This window comes from Neobacillus driksii (assembly GCF_013409995.1).
GTDB lineage: Bacteria > Bacillota > Bacilli > Bacillales > Cytobacillaceae > Neobacillus > Neobacillus driksii.
Window position 1 is genome coordinate 135,467 of the sequence record NZ_JACCBX010000007.1, and the last position, 19,493, is coordinate 154,959.

Consider the following 19,493-nt stretch of genomic DNA (forward strand, 5'->3'; position numbering starts at 1 on the left):
TGCTCCCATATGAAATCGTTGGATAAAGAAGGAGGGAACCAATGGAGATTCTTATTCAGCAATTATTTAATGGCATGACAATTGGAAGCGTTTACAGTTTGGTGGCTTTAGGCTTAACGCTCGTTTATGGGATCCTCCACATACCGAATTTTGCACATGGTGCACTATACATGATGGGGGGATACATAACACTAACAATGATGACCAAGTATGGACTACATTATTGGCTGGCTATCTTTGTTTCGATATTAGTAGTTGGTGTGATTGGTGTGTTAATGGAAAGGTTCGTTTTCCATCCTCTTAGAGAAGCGCCGCCGATCCATGATAAGATTGCAGCGATTGGGATCCTATTATTCTTAGAAGCTTTCGCTCAATTCGTCTGGGGGGCAGAATTCCAAAGCATGCCAACTCCATATGGTCAAGTTGTACAGATTTTTGGATTAACGTTTACTATGCAGCGCTTGCTTATTGTTATTTCTGCCATCGTCGTTATGATTCTATTAACTTTATTCTTAAAAAAAACTTTTACTGGTTCAACCATTATTGCAATGTCACAAAATCGAGAAGGTGCAAATTTAGTTGGAATCAACACGAATAGAGTCGCCATGCTTACATTCATGATTTCTGGTGGTTTAGCCGCTATTGCTGCGTCGTTAAGTGCACCTATCAATCTTGTATTTCCAGCAATGGGACAGCTCGTCATTTTAAAAGCGTTTGTTATCATCATCCTTGGCGGTATGGGAAGTGTACCTGGAGCCATTTTAGGCGGCTATATTTTAGGATTTAGTGAAAGCTTAGGGGCAACCTATATTTCCAATGATTATAAGGATATCATTGCCTTTGTCCTCCTTGTTCTAATACTATCTGTTAAACCTACAGGTCTGTTTTCAAAGGGGGGCCATTAATGTCAAAAGTTCAAAGAATTGCTATCCTTGTTCTTATTTTACTAGCGATTATCTTTCCAATAATCAGTCAGAATGATTATTTCATCCACGTGATGACACTTTCCTTTATTTGGATGATTGGTGTTTACGGCCTTAATCTGCTTGCGGGCTATACTGGCTATCTTTCCTTGGCACATGCCGGATTCTTTGCAATAGGAGCCTACTCACTTGGTTTATTAACCGTCAAAGCAGAAATGAATTTCTGGCCAGCACTTCTTCTATCCCTAGTTATTACGGGGGTCATTGGTTTCTTTGTCGGCCTCATCTCACTTAGGACAAAGGAGCACTTTTTTGCGATTTATACGCTCTGTGTTGGCTATATTATCTATCTTGTCATTGATAAATGGGACAGCTTAACCGAAGGTGTTCGGGGGCTGATTGGAATTCCTGCACCGGCAAACATCGGACCACTTTCTTTTGAAACCTTACAAAGCCACTACTACTTAGTTCTATTCTTCCTACTCCTAGTCGTCCTCATCATGTATCGTATCGTTCACTCACTTTCAGGCAGAACCTATATCGCAATTCGCAATAGTGAAGATTTGGCGCAAACTATCGGGATTTCCACCATGAAAAATAAACTAACGGTATTCGTGATTTCAACAGTAATAGCGGGATTATCTGGCGCACTGTATGCCTCTTTTGTCCGTTTTATTGGACCAGATATCGGTTCAATCGCGATTGTGTTTGATTTTCTAACCTATTTACTAGTTGGAGGAATTGGAACCTTAAGTGGTCCCATTGTTGGTACGATCTTAATTGTTGTCCTATCACAGCGGCTTCAATTTTTACAGGATTATCGGATGCTCGTTTTCGGACCCGTGTTAACTCTGTTAATTATATTCTATCCGCGCGGAATTGTCGGAGCAGTCGTAAGCTGGACTCAAAAACGAAAGGCCTCTGTTCATCAACCAATCATTCGTGCTAAGAAACTGCCTGAAGAACAAGTAAAGGAGGGGTAAGTGATGATTTTCTTGGAAACGAAGAAATTAACAAAAAAATTTGGTGGATTAGTGGCTGTTAACAATGTTGACTTTACGATAGAGCAAGGAAAAATTAACGCCATCATTGGTCCCAATGGTGCTGGTAAGTCGACTTTTTTCAACTTAATCAGCGGCTTTCATCCTCCAAGTTCGGGGCAGGTTATCTTCAAAGGGCACGATGTTACTAAATTACCTTCTAATAAAATAGCACAGTTAGGGGTTGCACGGACCTTCCAAACGACGAATCTATTCGAGCAATCTAGCGTGTTGGATAATATTATTGTCGGTCATAGGTTACGAACAAAGTCCAATTTATTTGATGCGATCTTCCGGACGAAGCGACTTAAAACAGAAGAAGCCCTTTGCCGTGAAAAAGCTATGGAGGTTATTGAGTTTGTTGAATTAGAAAAAGTAGCATATAAACCCGTTGCAGGTTTATCACAGGAGGAGAAAAAACGAACAGCTTTTGCATTGGCACTGGCCACTAACCCTGAAATCGTCTTTCTTGATGAACCTGCGGCAGGAGTTAATCCCGATGAGACCGAGGGGTTAGCGGTTTTAATGAAAAAAATGACGCTTAAGGGAATTACCGTTTGTCTGATTGAACACAAAATGCAAATGATTATGAAGCTAGCTGACAAAATTATGGTATTGAATTATGGAGAAAAGATTGCAGAGGGGAAACCTGAAGATATCCAGAATAATCAGGCTGTCATAAAGGCTTATTTGGGAGGTGGGGCGATTGCTTAGTTTGAAAAACATCTCGGTCAAATATGGCAGTTTTGCTGCGGTGCATGGTTTAAATATCGAAGTCAAAGAGGGAGAAATCGTCGTTCTATTAGGTTCAAATGGTGCCGGCAAAAGCACTACCTTTCGTGCGATCAGCGGGCTTAACAAGCCAGCAGAAGGAGAAATTCTTTTTGAAGGAAAGTCATTAAACAAAGTGTCCGCGGACAAAATTGTTCAATTAGGGATTGGTCAATGTCCAGAAGGAAGAAAGCTTTTTCCAGCGATGTCTGTCCAGGAAAACTTAAGAATGGGTGCATTTGTTCACAGAAGGAAGAAGGATGAAATAAAAAAGTCTTTACAGCACGTCTATCAACTTTTCCCGATCCTCCATGATAAAAAAGACGACGCTGCCGGTTCATTAAGTGGCGGGCAGCAGCAAATGCTTGCCATAGGCAGAGCGTTAATGTCGAAACCGAAATTGATGCTTCTCGATGAACCATCGGTTGGTCTTGCTCCATTGATTGTGGAGCAAATGTTTGAGGTTATTCAGCAAATCAATCGTGAGGGGACGACCATCCTCTTGGCAGAGCAAAATGCCAACGCTGCTTTAAAAATTGCAGATAAAGGCTATGTTTTTGAAAGTGGCTCCATTGTCCTCCAAGGCACATCACAAGAATTATTTGCTAATGATGAGGTTAGGAAGGCGTACATAGGAGCTTAAAAATTTGTTTGTCTTCTAAGGGGGTGATGGTTCACTTTCACCAGGTACCGCGACTGAAATTTATATGAAAATACAAGGGGGAAAACCATGAGGAAAATGAAGTGGCGTTTTATGTTCAGTATGGTGTTCGTATTAATTTTCAGCCTAGCAGCCTGCAATAGTTCAACCAATACATCCGGAGATAATGATCAAAAGGGGGACGACAATAAATCAGAGGAAGTAGGTACTGTTAATATCGGCTATACAGGTCCATTAAGTGGCCCGGCTGCCTTCTATGGTGAGCGAACATTAAATGGTGTGAAAATGGCAGCGGATGAAGTAAATGCTGCTGGCGGCTTTGAAGTGAATGGCAAGAAGTACAAATTAAATATCGTTTCTTTAGACGATAAATACCTGCCAAATGAAGCCGGAGCGAATGCCAAAAGATTGGTTCAAGAAAATAAACCGCCGATTATTTTTACACCGCATAGCGGAGGGATTTTCGCGTTACAGGTATTTAATCAGCTAGATAAATTTATCATTGGCGCCTATTCAAGTGAACCACAAATTACCGAAGTTGGAAATAAATTAACGATTCGAATCCCGCCGCGATATGACGGGTATTTACAGCCATTCACTGAGTATGCAATGGAGAACTTCGGTAAGAATGTGGCATTCCTGCCAACCGCCTCTCAGTACGGTAAGGACTGGGGTGCCAAATTAAAGACTTACTGGGAAAAAGAAGGCGGTAAAGTTGTTTATGACTCTGCGATTGATTTTAGCAAAGAAACAGATTTTTTCACGATTTTAACAAACGCGCTCAAAGAGAAGCCTGATGTATTGTTTATCGGCGGTGCCTCTGAGCCGACTGCGAAAGTAGCAAAACAAGCTCGTGAGCTTGGCTTCAAAGGCGGCTTTATCGTGATGGATCAGGCGAAATTTGATGAAATGAAGGCTGTTACAGGATCTTATGACTTATTAAATGGCTCGATTGGTGTTATGCCGCTTGTTGATTCCCAAGAGGCAGCCATACCTGATTTTGTGAAGCGATACCAGGAAAAATACAATGAAACTCCAGGATCTGAAGCAGGACTAAACTATATTGGCATGCATGTATTTGTTGAAGCAATGAAAGCTGCTGGTTCGGTGGATGATGTTGAGAAAATCCGCGCTAATATGCAGGCTGGATTAGACAATTTAGCAGCCGACAAAAAGATCTATGCCGTTGACAAAATTGGTGAGGATGGCGGATTTGAATTTGATTTATCCGTCGCAGCAGTTGAAAATGGAAAAATAGTTCCAATCAAAGTAGATTAATAGCGCTAGTTTAATAGAGCAGTGCATATCTTTTAACGTCCCTCTTGTGTTTAGTAGAACACAAGTGGGGACTTGTGTAATTGGAAAATCATCTTTTAAAAAGTTCCTTTAGAAGGAGTTGGTGTTGTGAGGCTAAGTGATTTGCTTGAAACTAACATCAGTAAGTTTGGTGAGTATCCTTTTTTACATTATAAAGAAACGCAATATACCAATTTGGAATGTAAGAAATTTGCAGACAAATTTGCAGGCGGGCTCAAGAAGAAGGGTATTACTGCTGGTGATAGAGTGATCGTTTGTATGCCAAACTGTCCAGAAGTTATTTTTGCTTATCAGGGGATAACGAGGGCAGGCGCTATTATCGTACCGGTTATGTTTACTCTCCATCCAAAAGAACTGCATTATATTGCATTAAATTCTGGGGCAAAAGCAGTCATTACCTCCTCACCTATTCTAGGAAATGTAGAGAAAGCGCTTGAAGGGTTAGCTTCTCAACCAATAGTTATCGTGGTAGATCAGCCCACAAGTGAACGTGCGTTAAACTTTTATGATGTATGGAGTGAAGGTTCTTTTGTTTCAGGTAATGAGAGGAAGGAGGACGATACTGCTGTTATTCTCTACACATCTGGTACTACAGGAAATCCAAAAGGAGTTCTTTTAACTCATAAAAATTTAACTAGTAACGCCGAAAATTCAGTCATGCATAATGAACTTGAACGGGGAACAACGATTGGTGTTCTGCCGCTTGCACATGTCTATGGGCTGACCATCTCTAATATTTGCTTATTAATGGGCAGCTCGATTGTTATTTTTTCAAATTTTGATAGTGGAGAAGTATTCAAAGCAATTGAGAAATATGAAGTGAGGAACTTTTCGGCAGTGCCAGCGATGATTCATGCGTTAGTTTCTTATCCTCATGCTGATGACTATAACACCTCAAGCCTTGAATCAGTAAGTTCCGGTTCAGCACCGCTGCCTGTCGCTTTATTGCATGCTTTTGAAAAAAAGTTTGGTGCTAAGGTTTTTGAAGGCTACGGGTTATCGGAGGCTGCTCCTATTGTGACAGCTCATAAAAATGGAATTGAAATTAAACCTGGCTCTGTAGGAATCCCGATTCCCGGAGTTGAAGTGAAAATTGTCGATGACAATGGTAACGAGGTGGAATGTGGTGAGGTTGGTGAGCTTTGTGTTCGCGGTGACAACGTGACGCCAGGCTATTATCAAAATGTTGAAGAATCAAGTAAGGTCCTGATCGATTCTTGGTTACATACCGGTGATATGGCACGCATGGATGATGAAGGGTATGTCTATATTGTTGACCGCAAAAAGGACTTAATCATTCGTGGTGGATTTAATGTTTATCCACGAGATGTTGAAGAAATTTTAAATAGTCATGAAATAGTATCTGAAGTCGCAGTGGTGGGCGTTCCTGATGAAAAAATGGGGGAAGAAATGGTCGCCTGTGTTGTAGTGAAACCGGGTGCTGTTACTTCTGAAGAGGAATTAATCACTTATTGTCAGGAGCATTTAGCAAAAAACAAAACACCGCGAAGAATTGTTTTTCTCGAGACGCTGCCGAGGAACGGCGTCGGAAAAATATTAAAAACACATCTGCGCAAAACTGTCGCAGAAATAGAGATTAGAAACTAGGAGGGCTAAAATGACAGAGAGAAAAATGTTGACGACGAGTAAAAGAGGATTATTGGAGGATTCCTTCCCGTTTCGTTTATATCAAAAGGCGAAAAGATTAGGAACCTGGAATCCAAGTGATATCGATTTTAGCCAGGATGCTAGAGATTGGAAAACACTAAATCATGAACAGAAGGAGGACATTCTTCGATTGATCTCACAGTTCCAAGCTGGGGAAGAAGCAGTAACACTCGATTTACTCCCGCTGATTATGGCGATTGCAAAAGAAGGGCGTCTTGAGGAAGAGATGTTCTTAACAACATTTTTATATGAAGAAGCAAAGCATACAGAGTTTTTTCGGATTGTACTGAATGCCATCGGCGAAAAAGGGGACTTATCCCATTTCCATACAGAAACATATAAAAAGATCTTCTATGAAATCCTCCCAACTACGATGGAACGTCTTTTGACAGACCAATCTTCAGAAGCAATTGCAGAAGCCTCCGTTGTTTATAACATGTTTGTTGAAGGTGTCTTAGCAGAAACAGGTTATTATTCTTTTTACCAAGCGTTAGAAACGGCTAATATTATGCCAGGTCTTTTAGAGGGCATTGGGAAATTGAAAAAGGATGAATCCCGGCATATCGGCTATGGCACCTTCCTGCTTCAACGATTAATTTGTGAACACCCTCATCTCTTTGATTTTGTTGCGGCGAAAATGACTGAACTTACTCCTTTATCTCTTAGATTAAATGAGGAAGGAATAGCGGGAAGGGGGGTAAGCGCATTTGGTGGTGATCCAGCAATGGTGATGGATTTTACACTCAAACAGCTGTCAGTTAGGATGGAAATCCTTGCACGTGCAAAAGGAAAAAAAATTGAAGAGATTTATAGATTCTCAGAAAGTGAATTAGGTGTATTATAAAGGCCTTTATAAAAGGAGGAACGGAAATGACAGTAAAAGTCGAAGTTCAAAGTTTCCCGCTGTTTATTAATGGAAAGTGGGAGCCTGCAAGTAATCAAGAAACCTTTGATGTCTTTAACCCAGCCACTGGTGAGCTTGTGGCAAAAGTGGCAAAAGGTACTGCAACAGATGTTGATCGTGCAGTCCAGGCAGCAAGAGACGCGTTTGATAACACTGACTGGAAAAATATGCACCCGAAGGACCGCGCTAAGGTACTCTATGCGATTTCCTATCAAATTGCTGCGCACGCTGAGGAGTTAGCATATTTAGAAGCAATTAGTTCTGGCGGTACAGTTCGTAGAATCGGCAATAGCGATATCTTGCAAATGGTGGACCTATTCCAAACACTTGCCAATTTCACCCTGGAATATCCATTCTCCGAAACATTGCCAGTACCACCATTTCCAGGACCAGCACATAATTTTGTCTGGCGGGAACCAATTGGAGTGTGTGCTGCCATCACACCTTGGAATTTACCGATGGTCATTGCCACTTGGAAAATTGCTCCTGCGTTAGCAATGGGTAATACAGTTGTGATTAAGCCTGCAACCTATACACCTTTATCCACCCTAAAGTTGGCTGAATTAATTTCCAATGTTGTACCGCCAGGAGTGATTAACGTTGTCACAGGTCCTGGTGCTGAAATTGGTGAAGCGCTAGTTCGTCATCCAAAGGTAGACAAGGTAGCCTTTACTGGCTCAACAGAAGTAGGCAGAAGGATCATGGGATTGGCTTCCGAGACCATTAAAAATACAACATTGGAATTAGGAGGGAAGTCACCAAACATTCTTTTAGAGGATGCGGACCTAAATATCGCACTCCCAGGCAGTCTTTTCGGAGTGTTCTTACATTCTGGTCAACTTTGTGAGAGCGGAACACGTCTGTTTGTACCAGATTCCTTGTACGATCAAGTCGTTGCAGGTCTAGTCGCTTTAACAAGTAAGCTGAAGCTTGGAAATCCATTAGACCCGATGACGGATGTAGGACCAGTTATTTCTAAAAAACAAAAAGAAACCATTCTTTCTTATATTGAGGTTGGTATACAAGAGGGAGCCACTCTTGTTTGTGGTGGAAAGGAAGTTAAGGTAGCTGGCTGTGAAGATGGATTTTTTGTAGAACCAACGATTTTTACTAATGTAACGAATGACATGAAAATTGCACAGGAAGAAATATTTGGACCAGTCTTATGTGTGATTCGCTATTCAGAGTTAGACGAAGCGATTAAGATGGCCAACGATACAATCTATGGATTGGCAGCAGGTGTCTGGACACGTGATGTTAATAAAGCGTATGAGGTGGCTAGAAAACTTCAAGCTGGTGTCGTTTGGATTAATGACTGGCATATGCTTAGAAGCGATGCGCCATTTGGCGGTTATAAACAAAGTGGAATTGGCAGAGAAATGGGGCAGCAATCGCTAGACGCCTATACACAAACAAAGCATGTGCACACGTCTATGTCTCCGGAGCTTGAAAGACGCAACTGGTATGGTATTCTGTTTGGTCAAAACTAATGAAGAGGTGAAGAAGATCATGAAAACTTCCTTATCACAGTTTATGCTTCGCACTGGTATTTACAGCGGTTCAAATTCACGTGCCATGGTACCAAGCTTGTTTGCAGGCCTAGGTGCCAAAAGAGTCGTCCTTTTAAGTGACAGAGGGCTCGAGGCAGCAGGTGTCGTCCAAAAGGTTGCAGAAATATTTAATCTAACTGGTCATGGAAGCGGACCGCAGTTGGTTGGTCAATTTCTAGATATCTCTCAGGATGCAGAAAGCCGCTGTATCAATGATGCTGTCCGCTATGTAAAGGAAGTAGGCGGTGACGCCCTCCTTGCCGTTGGCGGTGGAAGTGTATTGGATACTGTAAAAGGAGTGAAATATGCACTTCATAAAGGATTAGCGGATATAAAAGATGCGATTCCAGGCGGTCTATTATATGAACAATTTCCAAAGGCTAACTTTATTCCGATTCCACATATTGCGATCCCAACAACTGCAGGTACAGGGTCAGAAGTTTCACCGATAGCGGTTATTTTCAATGAAGATATTCAAATGAAGACAAATATCATCAATCCATTCATAAATGCTGATATGGCGATCCTTGACCCTGATTTAACGGTTGGACTTCCGCCATACATTACGGCCTTTACTGGCTTTGACGCCTTAACACATGCCATTGAAGCCCTTGCTTCACCAACTGCAACAGCCCTTACTGACGCTTATGCACTGCATGCGATTCGGTTAATTGAAAAAAATCTCCCAGTTGCGGTAGCCGAAGGCACAAATGTAGCCGCTCGAATGGATTTATTACAAGCAAGCCTAATGGGGATAACCGCCTTTAGCTTTGCCTTAAATGCGATTCCGGTACACAACCTGGCACACGCCTACGGTGCTTTGTTCCGTATTCCACATGGCTTAGCCAATGCTGTATTCCTACCGGTTGTAATGGAAATGGTTCCTGCATTATACCTGCCAAAGGTAACGGAGCTTGCTTCTGCATTAGATGTTGAGGTGAAAGGTGATACTGCTGAAGCGGCCTTGGCAAAGGTGGTTGAGAAGATTCGATTGCTGCAGCATAAGGTGGGTCTTCCTGCAGATTTCCAACAATACAATATTACCGAAGAAAATCTCGCACAAACAGTGCCAGCCGTCATGAAAGACCCGGCAGCACTAAGCTTCCCGATGCCAAAAGAATTAATCGCAGCAATTGGACAAAGAGTTGTTCCACTTGGAGTAAAATAAGTTTGAATGCCTAGCTCAATCGGCAATTGAGAGCATTTTGAATTAGGACCTTTTTCATCCCTGCCCTTTTTGATATAGTAATAGATAGTGATAGTAATAGGGCTGGGATAAAACATGAAGAAATTAGTAGTGGGAATGGCGATATTTTCTGTAACGTTATTTAGTACCGAGTCGATCCTTCTAGAAAAATTACAGGACGTACTTCCATGGAATAAGGAAGGAAGCACCATTTTAACGACGAGAGAATTAGCCATTACTCAGAAGGATTCCTTTTTTCCAACGAATAAATTGCTTGATGTTCCACTTCTGAACCAATTTGAGGAGCCACATTTAAATAAAGGCTGTGAAGTGACTAGTCTGGCTATGATCCTTAATCATCATGGTGTAAACGTAACAAAGAATGAATTGGCAGCAAAAATTAATACGGTTCCTTTTGAATATCCCAACAAGAAAAAAGGAAATCCCCATGTTGGTTTTGTTGGAGATATGGCCGATGGTCCGGGGTTAAGCGTCTACAATGAACCTATATTTGATTTAGCCAAGGAGTATGCAGGGGATAAAGTCGTAAATTTAACCAATAGTCCCTTCGAGGATCTATTAAGAAAAGTCGGCAGGGGAGTTCCTGTTTGGGTAATTATTACAACCAAGTATTCTCCAGGTACTGCAAAATTTGAAAAATGGGATACCCTACAAGGTACTATTTATGTAACTTTTAACGTTCATAGTGTAGTGATTACGGGCTATGATCAAAATTACATTTATATGAACGATCCCTTTGGCTTTAAAAATAGAAAAGTAGACAAAAAGAATTTTAAACTTGCCTGGGAAGAAATGGGCAGTCAAGCAATCGCAATTGAAAAATAAAAAATGGTCCAATCAAATGTCAAATGATTGGACCATTTTTTTATTTACTTTCACGTAATATTACAATATTCACACGTCGATTTGCCTGCCGATTTTCTGCAGTATCATTCGGATACATTGGTTGAAATTCTCCATGGCCAGTAAACTGCATGCGGTTTTCTGCAATTGATTGTGAAGCAAAATAATGTAACACACTTACTGCTCTGGCAGAAGATAGCTCCCAGTTTGAAGTATAGGCTGCATTTCCAATTGGAACATTGTCAGTATGTCCTTCAATACTAATCGGATTGGGCAGTGTATTAACTAATTTCACAATGGCACTCAATGTGGTAAACGAGCTTTCTTTTAACACTGCTTTTCCTGAATCAAATAGCAAAACATCCTTTAAGGCAATTTCAACTCCACGCCTGGTATCTTGAAGGGTAACGACAGCTTCTAGATTATTGGCCGCAATATATTTCTCTAATTGTGCTTTTAAGTTATCGAGTTCGGCATCCTCAGCTTCATTTGTGGGAGGTGCAGATTCTTTGGCGGGAGCCGGTTCTATTATAATATCCTTATCGAGTTCACCTTTTTGATTAACAGATAAACCTGAATAGGTACTTTCAATTTTTGTACCGGTTAATTCAGATTGAAAAGCCTCCATAATAGAACGAAACTTCGTTTTGTCAATTTCACTAGAAGCAAACAACACGATAAAAAGTGCTAATAAAAGGGTTAATATGTCGGCATAAGGAATTAACCAGGACTCATCAATATGTTCCTCATGCTCTTCCTCGAATTTTTTATGCAATCTGCTCATTAACATCGTCCTCAGTTTTCTTCTCAAACTTCTTGCGTTCCTTCGGATCAATATAAACCACAAGTTTTTTCTCTAAGGCGCTTGGGGATACTCCTCGATAGATAGCTAGTAATCCTTCAATTGTCAAAAGCTTTAGTTCTTGCTCTTTTTTCGAAATTCTTTTTAATTTATTGGCTAAAGGGTGCCAAAGAACATATCCAGAAAATATTCCAAGTAATGTTGCGATAAAAGCAGCAGAGATTGAGTGTCCAAGCTTTTCTACATCATTAAGGTTACCAAGTGAAGCAACTAGACCAATTACAGCTCCAAGAACACCCAGAGTAGGGGCGTAGGTTCCTGCTTGGGTGAAAATAAGAGCACCTGTTTTGTGGCGCTTATCTATAGCAGCTACCTCATCCAATAAAACTTCTTCAATAAATTCTAGTTCATATCCATCAATGATCATTTCCAGTCCTTTTTTGAAGAAGGGGTCTTTTGTATTGTTTGAAATTTCTTCTAAAGCAAGTATGCCCTCTTTTTTGGCAATTTCTGAGCATTCTACTAAACTTGAAATCTGGTCAGATTTAGAAGGTAATTTCGGTTCAATAAAGGCAATTTTTAATAGTATAGGAAATTTTTTGAATTCGCTAAGTGGGAACGCAATCAGTACAGCGGCAGCGGTCCCACCAAAAATAATTAGATATGCCGCAGGATTGTATAATGCTGCTAGTGAGGCTCCCTTTAAGACCATTCCTATCCCTATAGCTAGTAATGCAATAATAATTCCAATAATACTAGACATTATTTTCTCCTTTTTAAATGTTCAAATTAATCTATAATGTAATTGTACGTCACTCATGAAAATACGACAAATGTTTTTTGTTTTGTTTGAAAAAAGTATCAAACTAATTTATCAAACAAAAATAAAAAAACTATAAGTTAAGATTATAGTGGAAAAATTATTTTATACTAACTAAAACCTCCAACTACTGATAGAATAACAGTTATGGAATATATTGTGATGTTATTAAGGCAAAAATACTAACCTAGAAGTACAAATAATAACCTACTCAAAAAGACCAACTCAACTAAAATAAGGTGATAAATATATGGACGATAATGGACTAGTAAGATTGAGCCACATAATTAAAGATTATTGTGGATTGAGTTTTAATGAACGGCTTTCTACGTTAAAGAAGAAGGTTGATAATAGAGTTACAGAATTGGGTGTTTCATATGCTGACTATTGTGAATACTTAACTCGAAACCCATCTGAGTGGGATATCATGATTGAGTTAGTAACCATCAACGAAACATATTTTTATCGTGAAGAAAATCAATTAATTGAATGCTGTTCGGTAGTCCTGCCTTTGTTGAAAAAGAAGAGATATGGCGGTCCTATAAGAATTTGGAGTGCAGCCTGCTCTACCGGTGAGGAACCTTATACACTAGCCATGCTCATACAAGAAACGGGCCAGTTCCTTCCTGGATCAATTGAAATTATAGCTACCGATATCAATAAAAAAGTGCTTGAAAAGGCAAAAAAGGGATGGTATCACCAAGGCTCCTTTGCGTTTAGGAGAATTCCTGAAAATCTGATGAAGAAATACTTTACACCCACTGATGCAGGATATCAAATTAACGATACAATTAAAAAAATGGTTCATTTCCAACATCTAAATTTACTTAACAAACAAAAAACCGCTCAAATAGGTGAAGTCGATATTATTTTTTGCAGGAATGTTTTAATCTATTTTGATCAAATGACAACAAAACAGGTCATTGATAGTTTACATAGAAATTTAGCATCGGATGGATATTTGTTTCTTGGACATGCCGAATCAATAACGGACAGTGATTTAGGTTTTCAAAAAGCATATTCAGAGAACACTTTTTACTATCGAAAGGAAACGAATCAAAATGAAACAGTACCGTATTTTAGTGGTAGATGATTCTGCATTTATGAGAAGGGCTATTAGTTTAATACTGGAAAATGATCCACAATTATCTGTGGTTGGGATTGCTAGAAATGGTGAAGAGGCGGTAGAGAAAGTAAAACGACTCCAGCCAGATCTGGTGACAATGGATGTGGAAATGCCAAAAATGAACGGGTTAAGCGCGTTAGAAGAAATTATGAATTCCAATCCTGTTCCTGTTGTAATGCTAAGTTCGCGTACTGGGGAAGGTGCGAAAGAAACGCTAGAGGCACTTGATTTAGGAGCGGTTGATTTCTTTTTAAAAGATTATTTACTAAATAATCATGGCAAAGGAAACCACACTGACGAATTCTTAATGCGTATAAAAGGGATTCTGGAGACAAAGGATTCAAATCCCCTGGCTGTCAAAACTATTCAAGACAAAAGAAAAAAACTGAGAAAAATGAGCCCAATGGATTTAATCTTCATCGGTTGTTCAACGGGGGGACCATCTGCTTTACAAAAAATACTTCCGCATTTTCCAAAAGACTTCCCGATTCCTATTGTGGTTGCACAGCATATGCCACCAGGTTTTACGCAGCCACTTGCAGAGAGGTTTGATACATTATGCCAACTAAAGGTGACAGAAGCAGAACATGGTCAGTCTGTAAGTGCGGGTACCATATATATCGCCCCTTCAGGTTATCAAACTAGATTTGAGAAAAAGTCTGATGGTTCGGTTGTTTTTAAGGTGGATCAGCATGAATCCGATAAAGCTCTATATAAACCATCCGTTGATATTTCATTAGAATCCGCAGCTCCTATTTATACGGACAGACTTTTATCCGTTATTCTTACTGGAATGGGGGCAGATGGTATGCGTGGATGTGGGTTTGTAAAAAAATATAATGGAAATGTGTTTGTAGAAGCTGAAGAATCGTGTATTGTCTATGGAATGCCAAAAGCAGTTCTTGAAGCAGGTTATGTTGACGGTCAATATGAAGTATCAAAAATGTATCAGGAGATTATGTCGTTTTTTTAATAAATAACACAAAATCTATCAAAAACAGCTATAAGGTATCCATAATAATCGAAAAATCTCATGACGAAGAGCAGGTCTATGAGTTATAATATTTTTTATTAGAAGAAGTGAGTAAACCGGAGGCGATTGATTTTTGGATATTACACAAAGTCTCATCAAAATAAATCAAACTAATACTTCTGAAGCTGGAATTCAAAGGTTATCCAAACAAGTTGATGCCCCGGAGAAGTCCTTTAATCAAATATTAGCTATGTTTAATTTAAATGGTAATGTCTCCAAAAAAGATGAAGAAATGAATACAATCCCAATAGATAATACTGTGGTTAATGATTCTATTAACCTCAATAATTGGGAGAACAGAGAAGTAGACCTAATGGAATTGGAATCAATTTTGAACAATTTTTTGAGTGAAATCAAAATAGTTAAAGATTTTCCCAATTCTAATTTATCTAGTAATCTTCATCATAGCAGCCAATCCATTGCATTGGCAGAGCACACTGCAAATGAACCTTTTCAAGAGATTGAATTAGAGTTTACTAAACGATTAGTAGATTGGTTTCAAAATATAGAAATTAATGATAAACCTGTTTCAATAGATTCAGATCATATTTTAGAGAAAATCAATAAAATAGTGGGAAGCCTTCAGATTAAAGATGATCAAATAAATTTTGATATTGAAGATGATATTGTTCAAAAGATTCAACTAGCATTGGAAGAAGTAAATTCATATCTGGGCAAAGCAGAGACGACACCAAAAGCAAACATACCATTGTTGGCAGAACAGAATACGCAAAAAAGCTTTAAGACAAAGCCTTTAATGGAAAGTGAGTACATAGTCGATAGCGTGGAAAGCAATCTTTCTTCAAAGAGTGAAGGCAACATCAAAATTGCAAACACGGTTTTTAATAATACAGATAATGGTCAGTCAATGAAAAGTGACCTAACGACCATACCTTCTTTTAAAAACAGTCCGATAATAGAAATTAAGTGGAATTCTCCAAATACCGGGGACAATGAACAAGGATTAATAAATGGAGAGATACCTCCAAACGAGATTGAATCCATAGATACATCTAAGAGTACAGAATCTTTACCATACAAAATAAGTCATGTTGATAATGATGGAGAAAATGGTCTTAATAATTTTGATAATAACCATGCCATTGAACATGAAACGTCAGTACCAGACAAGCCAGTAGAAGGGCAGCCACATAAAAGTGAAGTACCAATGCCCAACAATGTAGCAGATAATCGACAGACACAAAAAAGTGAAATGCCCATACCAAGCAATCTAGTAGAAGGGCAGCCACAAAAAACTGAAGTGCCAGTGCCTAACAATGTATCAGATAGTAGACAGACACTAAGAAATGAAACGCCAGTGGCCATCAAGCTAGAAGAAGGACAGCTACAAAAAGGTGAAGTACCAGTGCCTACCAAGCTAGAAATAGGACAGGCTCTAAAAGGTGAAGTGTCTGTGCCAAAAAAGGTAGCAGATGGACCGCCGTTAAAAATTGAATTTTCAAGGCCGGACAAGCTAGAAGATAGACTTCCACTGGATAGTGAAGTGTCTGTGCCAAATAAACTTGAAGATGGACAGATACTAAAAAGAGAAGTCTCGGTGTCAAGTAAAATAGAAGAAGGACAACCTCTAAAAAGGGAATTCTCAGTTCCGGACAAGTTTGAAGATAGCAAGTCACAAAAAATTGAAGTGTCAGAGCCGGACAGGCTAGAAGGTAGCCAGCCAGTAAAAAGTGAAGCGGCCCTGCCCAACAAGTTAGAAGAAGGACAGCCACAAAAAAGTGAAATGTCAAAGTCGGACAGGCTAGAAGGTAGCCAGCCTATAAAAAGTGAAGCTGTCCTGCCCAACAAGCTAGAAGAAGGAAAGCCACAAAAAAGTGAAATGTCAAAGCCAGAAAAGCAAGAAGGTAGCCAGCCAGTAAAAAGTGAAGCAGCCCTGCCCAACAAGCTAGAAGAAGGACAGCCACTTAAAAGTGAAATGTCAGAGCCAGAAAAGCAAGAAGGTAGCCAGCCAGTAAAAAATGAAACGGCCTTGCCAAACAAGCTTGAGGAAGGACAGCCACTTATAAGTGAAGGGTCAGAGCCGGACAAGCAAGAAGGTAGCCAGCCAGTAAAAAGTGAAGCAGCCCTGTTAAACAAGGTAGAAGAAGGACAGCCACTTAAAAGTGAAGGGTCAAAGCAGGACAAGCTAAGTGAAGCGGTCCTGCCAAACAAGTTAGAAGAAAGGCAGCCACAAAAAATTGAAGTGTCAGAGCCGGATAAGCTAGAAAAAGGACAGTCATTAAACAGAGAAGTGTCAAAACCGTATAAGCTAGAAAGTGGACAAACACAAATGAGTGAAGTGCCAGAGTCTCTCCAGGTAGAAAGCGATCAGCTACTAAAGAATACTGAGTCACTGTCCAACGAGATAGAAAGCGGGCAGACCCTTCCTCTGCTGCACAAGAATGAAAGTGGAATACCACTAAAGAGTGAAGAACAACTACAATACAAAGTTCAAGATAACCAGTCATTGAAGGCTGAAGAAATCATACCAAACAGAGTTGGAAAAAGTCAGTTTTATCGTTTAGAAGATACATTTCAGGTTCAACTAATTAATCGACAACCTATAGTCGGTGACATACCAAAAAAGAAGTTAGATAGAGAATCGCCAATTATGCTGGTGGAACCTGTACAGGATTGGTTGTATGGAAGACAGAATAGGATAGATGGGAATCTATCATTCAAAACTGGAGATATAAAACCAATGAAAGTGGAAGGTTTGGTGAATCAATCTAGACTTGAATGGAATAAGGAAGACAATCCAGTTGTTTCACCAGTTATAAACCAGACAGATGGTGAAACATCCATAATGAAGGGATCTATCTCATTTTCAAAAAATTTAGATGAATTTTCGTCCAGACTTGATACAGTGAGCGCGACAATACCCCAGCCCAAAAAGGATACTAGTATTGATACAAAAACTCCACAAACCTCGCAAAACCTTATGTTAACATCGTTTGTTCCAGAGGTTAGCAAGTTTGCAGATCGCTACTTAAGAATATTAAAGGGGCAATCAGGAAGTACAGAAGCTAAATTTAATTTATTTCCAGAACATTTAGGCCATCTTGAAGTTAAAATTGTTTCACAAGACGGACAGGTTCAAATACAAATCGTTACCGACACTTCAGTTGCCAAAGAATCCTTAGAAGGTCAGCTGCATCAGTTAAGACAGTCGCTACAAACCCAAGGTTTACAGGTTCAAAAGCTGGAAATTGTCCAACAATTACCAGGTTCTTTCGATTCTAGTCAAACTGGATTATCGTTTTCACAAGGAGGTTCAAGTTCTTCTCAGCAACATCCCACTTATAATCTTAACCGTGAACAGACCAAAAATGGATCGAGTGGAGAGGAACAAGAACTAGAAAAAGAGCATGTGCCGCTGACATACGGAGGAATTACAACAAAATCAGCCACAAGTATTGATTTCACTGCTTAGAAGGAGAGAAGAAAAATGAGTAGTTGGGTAGATATTGCTAATGTGCCAAAGAATATTTCGATTTTTAATAATATAAGCTTTGAACAAAAGAGTTCACTTGGTAAGGATGACTTTCTTCGTATTCTTACGACCCAATTATCACATCAAGATCCGTCTAGTCCCTTACAGGATAAAGACTTTATTGCTCAAATGGCTACTTTTAGCTCTCTTGAGCAAATGATGAATTTAAATAAAGCATTTGAGAAGGTTGCAAATCAGCAAATAAGTCAATTTGCGAATTCAATAGGAAAAGAGATCTCCTGGTCACTGGATAATTCTTCAGCTTCTGGTGTAGTAAATGGTGTATCAGTTCAAAATGGCAATTATTTCTATATGGTCGGAAATGAAAAAGTACCAGTAGAATCAGTTACTGAGATTAAGGAAGTTAAGTAAAAAAAATATGAAGAATTTATTATAGGAGGATTTTCAAATGTTAAAATCACTTTATTCAGGTGTTTCAGGTATGAAAGGGTTTCAAACGAAACTAGATGTTATTGGGAATAACATTGCAAATGTCAATACAGTAGGATTTAAAAAGAGCAGAATTATGTTCCAGGATATTATCAGTCAAAATATTTCTGGTGCTACACCACCTGCTGGCCAGCAGGGTGGAATCAACCCAAAGCAAATCGGTCTTGGAGTAAAGATAGCAGCTATTGATACGGTACATACACCAGGAAGTCCAATGGCGACGAATATTGCAACAGACTTAGCCATTGATGGAGACGCCTATTTTGTAGTAACTCCAGAAAATCCTGAAGCAAATGGTCTGAGCTTTCTAACAAAGGCTGGAAATTTTAATCGTGATGCCAATGGAGATCTAGTCAATGCCAATGGCTTTTATGTTATGGGGTTAGCGGGCCCTGAAGGTCAACAGCTAAATATTCCTATTAATATTACAGAAGATCAAAAAGTTACAAACGCTGATGGTGATTATTTGAAATTCACCTCCTATTCTATAGATTCTAATGGTTATATTAACGTTGTTCGTGAAGATGGAGTGAGTGGTAAATTAGCATATAATGCAGCATCAGGGTACCATTTAAATGAAAACTCTAGTGTGGATGATAATATTTCGATTGCGACAACTGTTGTTTCAAATCCAGCTGGATTGAAAAAAGTTGGTAACACGATGTTTGAAGTAACACCAAATACCGGTGTAGCTACAATTAGTAGGATAGCAGACAACAAAGGCGGTCAAATTAATTCTGGTATTTTGGAAATGTCAAATGTTGATTTAACAGAAGAGTTTACTGAAATGATTATAGCGCAACGTGGTGTCCAGGCAAACGCTAGAACGATTACGACTTCAGATTCTATTTTAGAAGAAGTTATCAACTTAAAACGATAATTTAA

General features: G+C 39.4%; 17 protein-coding genes. 15 read left to right on the forward strand and 2 right to left on the reverse strand.

Annotated features, from left to right (window positions below; all coding sequences use genetic code 11):
- Positions 1 to 41 precede the first annotated feature (41 nt).
- From F4694_RS16795 to F4694_RS16840, 10 genes are all read left to right on the forward strand, one after another.
- Positions 42 to 905, forward strand: a complete 864-nt coding sequence (locus tag F4694_RS16795; protein WP_179600016.1) for a branched-chain amino acid ABC transporter permease — start codon at positions 42 to 44, stop codon at positions 903 to 905.
- The gene (locus tag F4694_RS16800) at positions 905 to 1,906 is read left to right on the forward strand and encodes a branched-chain amino acid ABC transporter permease (protein ID WP_179600018.1); all 1,002 of its coding nucleotides are present in this window, start codon (positions 905 to 907) and stop codon (positions 1,904 to 1,906) included. Before F4694_RS16795 ends, F4694_RS16800 begins: the two co-directional genes overlap by 1 nt.
- Before the next feature lie 3 nt (positions 1,907 to 1,909).
- Positions 1,910 to 2,677 (forward strand): ABC transporter ATP-binding protein, encoded by a 768-nt coding sequence (locus F4694_RS16805; protein WP_218895703.1) that lies wholly within the window; start codon positions 1,910 to 1,912, stop codon positions 2,675 to 2,677.
- On the forward strand, positions 2,670 to 3,377 hold the full coding sequence (locus tag F4694_RS16810; RefSeq protein ID WP_179600020.1) for an ABC transporter ATP-binding protein: 708 nt from the start codon (positions 2,670 to 2,672) through the stop codon (positions 3,375 to 3,377). Before F4694_RS16805 ends, F4694_RS16810 begins: the two co-directional genes overlap by 8 nt.
- An 87-nt stretch (positions 3,378 to 3,464) precedes the next feature.
- The gene (locus F4694_RS16815; protein ID WP_179600022.1) at positions 3,465 to 4,673 is read left to right on the forward strand and encodes an ABC transporter substrate-binding protein; all 1,209 of its coding nucleotides are present in this window, start codon (positions 3,465 to 3,467) and stop codon (positions 4,671 to 4,673) included.
- 126 nt (positions 4,674 to 4,799) lie between these two features.
- On the forward strand, positions 4,800 to 6,320 hold the full coding sequence (locus tag F4694_RS16820; RefSeq protein WP_179600024.1) for a long-chain-fatty-acid--CoA ligase: 1,521 nt from the start codon (positions 4,800 to 4,802) through the stop codon (positions 6,318 to 6,320).
- 10 nt (positions 6,321 to 6,330) lie between these two features.
- Positions 6,331 to 7,224 (forward strand): R2-like ligand-binding oxidase, encoded by an 894-nt coding sequence (locus tag F4694_RS16825; RefSeq protein ID WP_179600026.1) that lies wholly within the window; start codon positions 6,331 to 6,333, stop codon positions 7,222 to 7,224.
- A gap of 26 nt (positions 7,225 to 7,250) precedes the next feature.
- Positions 7,251 to 8,774 carry an aldehyde dehydrogenase family protein gene (locus F4694_RS16830; protein ID WP_179600028.1) on the forward strand — a complete coding sequence of 508 codons (1,524 nt, stop codon included), beginning with the start codon at positions 7,251 to 7,253 and terminating at the stop codon, positions 8,772 to 8,774.
- Between the two features lie 19 nt (positions 8,775 to 8,793).
- Complete coding sequence (locus F4694_RS16835; RefSeq protein ID WP_179600030.1) at positions 8,794 to 10,002, forward strand: iron-containing alcohol dehydrogenase; 1,209 nt, start codon at positions 8,794 to 8,796, stop codon at positions 10,000 to 10,002.
- A 114-nt stretch (positions 10,003 to 10,116) separates the two neighbouring features.
- Positions 10,117 to 10,866: a C39 family peptidase gene (locus F4694_RS16840; protein WP_179600032.1), complete on the forward strand. Its 750-nt coding sequence runs from the start codon at positions 10,117 to 10,119 to the stop codon at positions 10,864 to 10,866.
- 40 nt (positions 10,867 to 10,906) lie between these two features.
- On the opposite strand, the gene F4694_RS16845 is transcribed toward F4694_RS16840, so the two are convergent.
- Complete coding sequence (locus tag F4694_RS16845; protein WP_179600034.1) at positions 10,907 to 11,668, reverse strand: flagellar motor protein MotB; 762 nt, start codon at positions 11,666 to 11,668, stop codon at positions 10,907 to 10,909.
- Positions 11,652 to 12,449: a flagellar motor stator protein MotA gene (motA, locus tag F4694_RS16850; protein ID WP_179600036.1), complete on the reverse strand. Its 798-nt coding sequence runs from the start codon at positions 12,447 to 12,449 to the stop codon at positions 11,652 to 11,654. Before motA ends, F4694_RS16845 begins: the two co-directional genes overlap by 17 nt.
- Before the next feature lie 307 nt (positions 12,450 to 12,756).
- Between motA and F4694_RS16855 the strand changes: the two genes are divergently transcribed.
- From F4694_RS16855 to F4694_RS16875, 5 genes are all read left to right on the forward strand, one after another.
- On the forward strand, positions 12,757 to 13,599 hold the full coding sequence (locus F4694_RS16855) for a CheR family methyltransferase (RefSeq protein ID WP_179600038.1): 843 nt from the start codon (positions 12,757 to 12,759) through the stop codon (positions 13,597 to 13,599).
- The gene (locus F4694_RS16860) at positions 13,568 to 14,605 is read left to right on the forward strand and encodes a protein-glutamate methylesterase/protein-glutamine glutaminase (protein WP_179600040.1); all 1,038 of its coding nucleotides are present in this window, start codon (positions 13,568 to 13,570) and stop codon (positions 14,603 to 14,605) included. The genes F4694_RS16855 and F4694_RS16860 overlap by 32 nt, the downstream gene beginning before the upstream one ends.
- A 133-nt stretch (positions 14,606 to 14,738) precedes the next feature.
- The gene (locus F4694_RS16865; protein WP_179600042.1) at positions 14,739 to 18,098 is read left to right on the forward strand and encodes a flagellar hook-length control protein FliK; all 3,360 of its coding nucleotides are present in this window, start codon (positions 14,739 to 14,741) and stop codon (positions 18,096 to 18,098) included.
- Positions 18,099 to 18,113: 15 nt separating this feature from the next.
- The gene (gene flgD / locus F4694_RS16870) at positions 18,114 to 18,530 is read left to right on the forward strand and encodes a flagellar hook assembly protein FlgD (RefSeq protein WP_179600044.1); all 417 of its coding nucleotides are present in this window, start codon (positions 18,114 to 18,116) and stop codon (positions 18,528 to 18,530) included.
- A gap of 37 nt (positions 18,531 to 18,567) precedes the next feature.
- Complete coding sequence (locus tag F4694_RS16875) at positions 18,568 to 19,488, forward strand: flagellar hook-basal body complex protein (RefSeq protein ID WP_179600046.1); 921 nt, start codon at positions 18,568 to 18,570, stop codon at positions 19,486 to 19,488.
- The last annotated feature ends 5 nt before the right edge of the window (positions 19,489 to 19,493 follow it).

Coding starts and splice junctions, on each gene's coding strand:
- F4694_RS16795 (WP_179600016.1), top strand. CDS start 42: ATGGAGATTCTTATTCAGCAATTATTTAATGGCATGACAATTGGAAGC.
- F4694_RS16800 (WP_179600018.1), top strand. CDS start 905: ATGTCAAAAGTTCAAAGAATTGCTATCCTTGTTCTTATTTTACTAGCG.
- F4694_RS16805 (WP_218895703.1), top strand. CDS start 1,910: ATGATTTTCTTGGAAACGAAGAAATTAACAAAAAAATTTGGTGGATTA.
- F4694_RS16815 (WP_179600022.1), top strand. CDS start 3,465: ATGAGGAAAATGAAGTGGCGTTTTATGTTCAGTATGGTGTTCGTATTA.
- F4694_RS16825 (WP_179600026.1), top strand. CDS start 6,331: ATGACAGAGAGAAAAATGTTGACGACGAGTAAAAGAGGATTATTGGAG.
- F4694_RS16830 (WP_179600028.1), top strand. CDS start 7,251: ATGACAGTAAAAGTCGAAGTTCAAAGTTTCCCGCTGTTTATTAATGGA.
- F4694_RS16835 (WP_179600030.1), top strand. CDS start 8,794: ATGAAAACTTCCTTATCACAGTTTATGCTTCGCACTGGTATTTACAGC.
- F4694_RS16840 (WP_179600032.1), top strand. CDS start 10,117: ATGAAGAAATTAGTAGTGGGAATGGCGATATTTTCTGTAACGTTATTT.
- F4694_RS16845 (WP_179600034.1), bottom strand. CDS start 11,668: ATGAGCAGATTGCATAAAAAATTCGAGGAAGAGCATGAGGAACATATT.
- motA (WP_179600036.1), bottom strand. CDS start 12,449: ATGTCTAGTATTATTGGAATTATTATTGCATTACTAGCTATAGGGATA.
- F4694_RS16855 (WP_179600038.1), top strand. CDS start 12,757: ATGGACGATAATGGACTAGTAAGATTGAGCCACATAATTAAAGATTAT.
- F4694_RS16860 (WP_179600040.1), top strand. CDS start 13,568: ATGAAACAGTACCGTATTTTAGTGGTAGATGATTCTGCATTTATGAGA.
- flgD (WP_179600044.1), top strand. CDS start 18,114: ATGAGTAGTTGGGTAGATATTGCTAATGTGCCAAAGAATATTTCGATT.
- F4694_RS16875 (WP_179600046.1), top strand. CDS start 18,568: ATGTTAAAATCACTTTATTCAGGTGTTTCAGGTATGAAAGGGTTTCAA.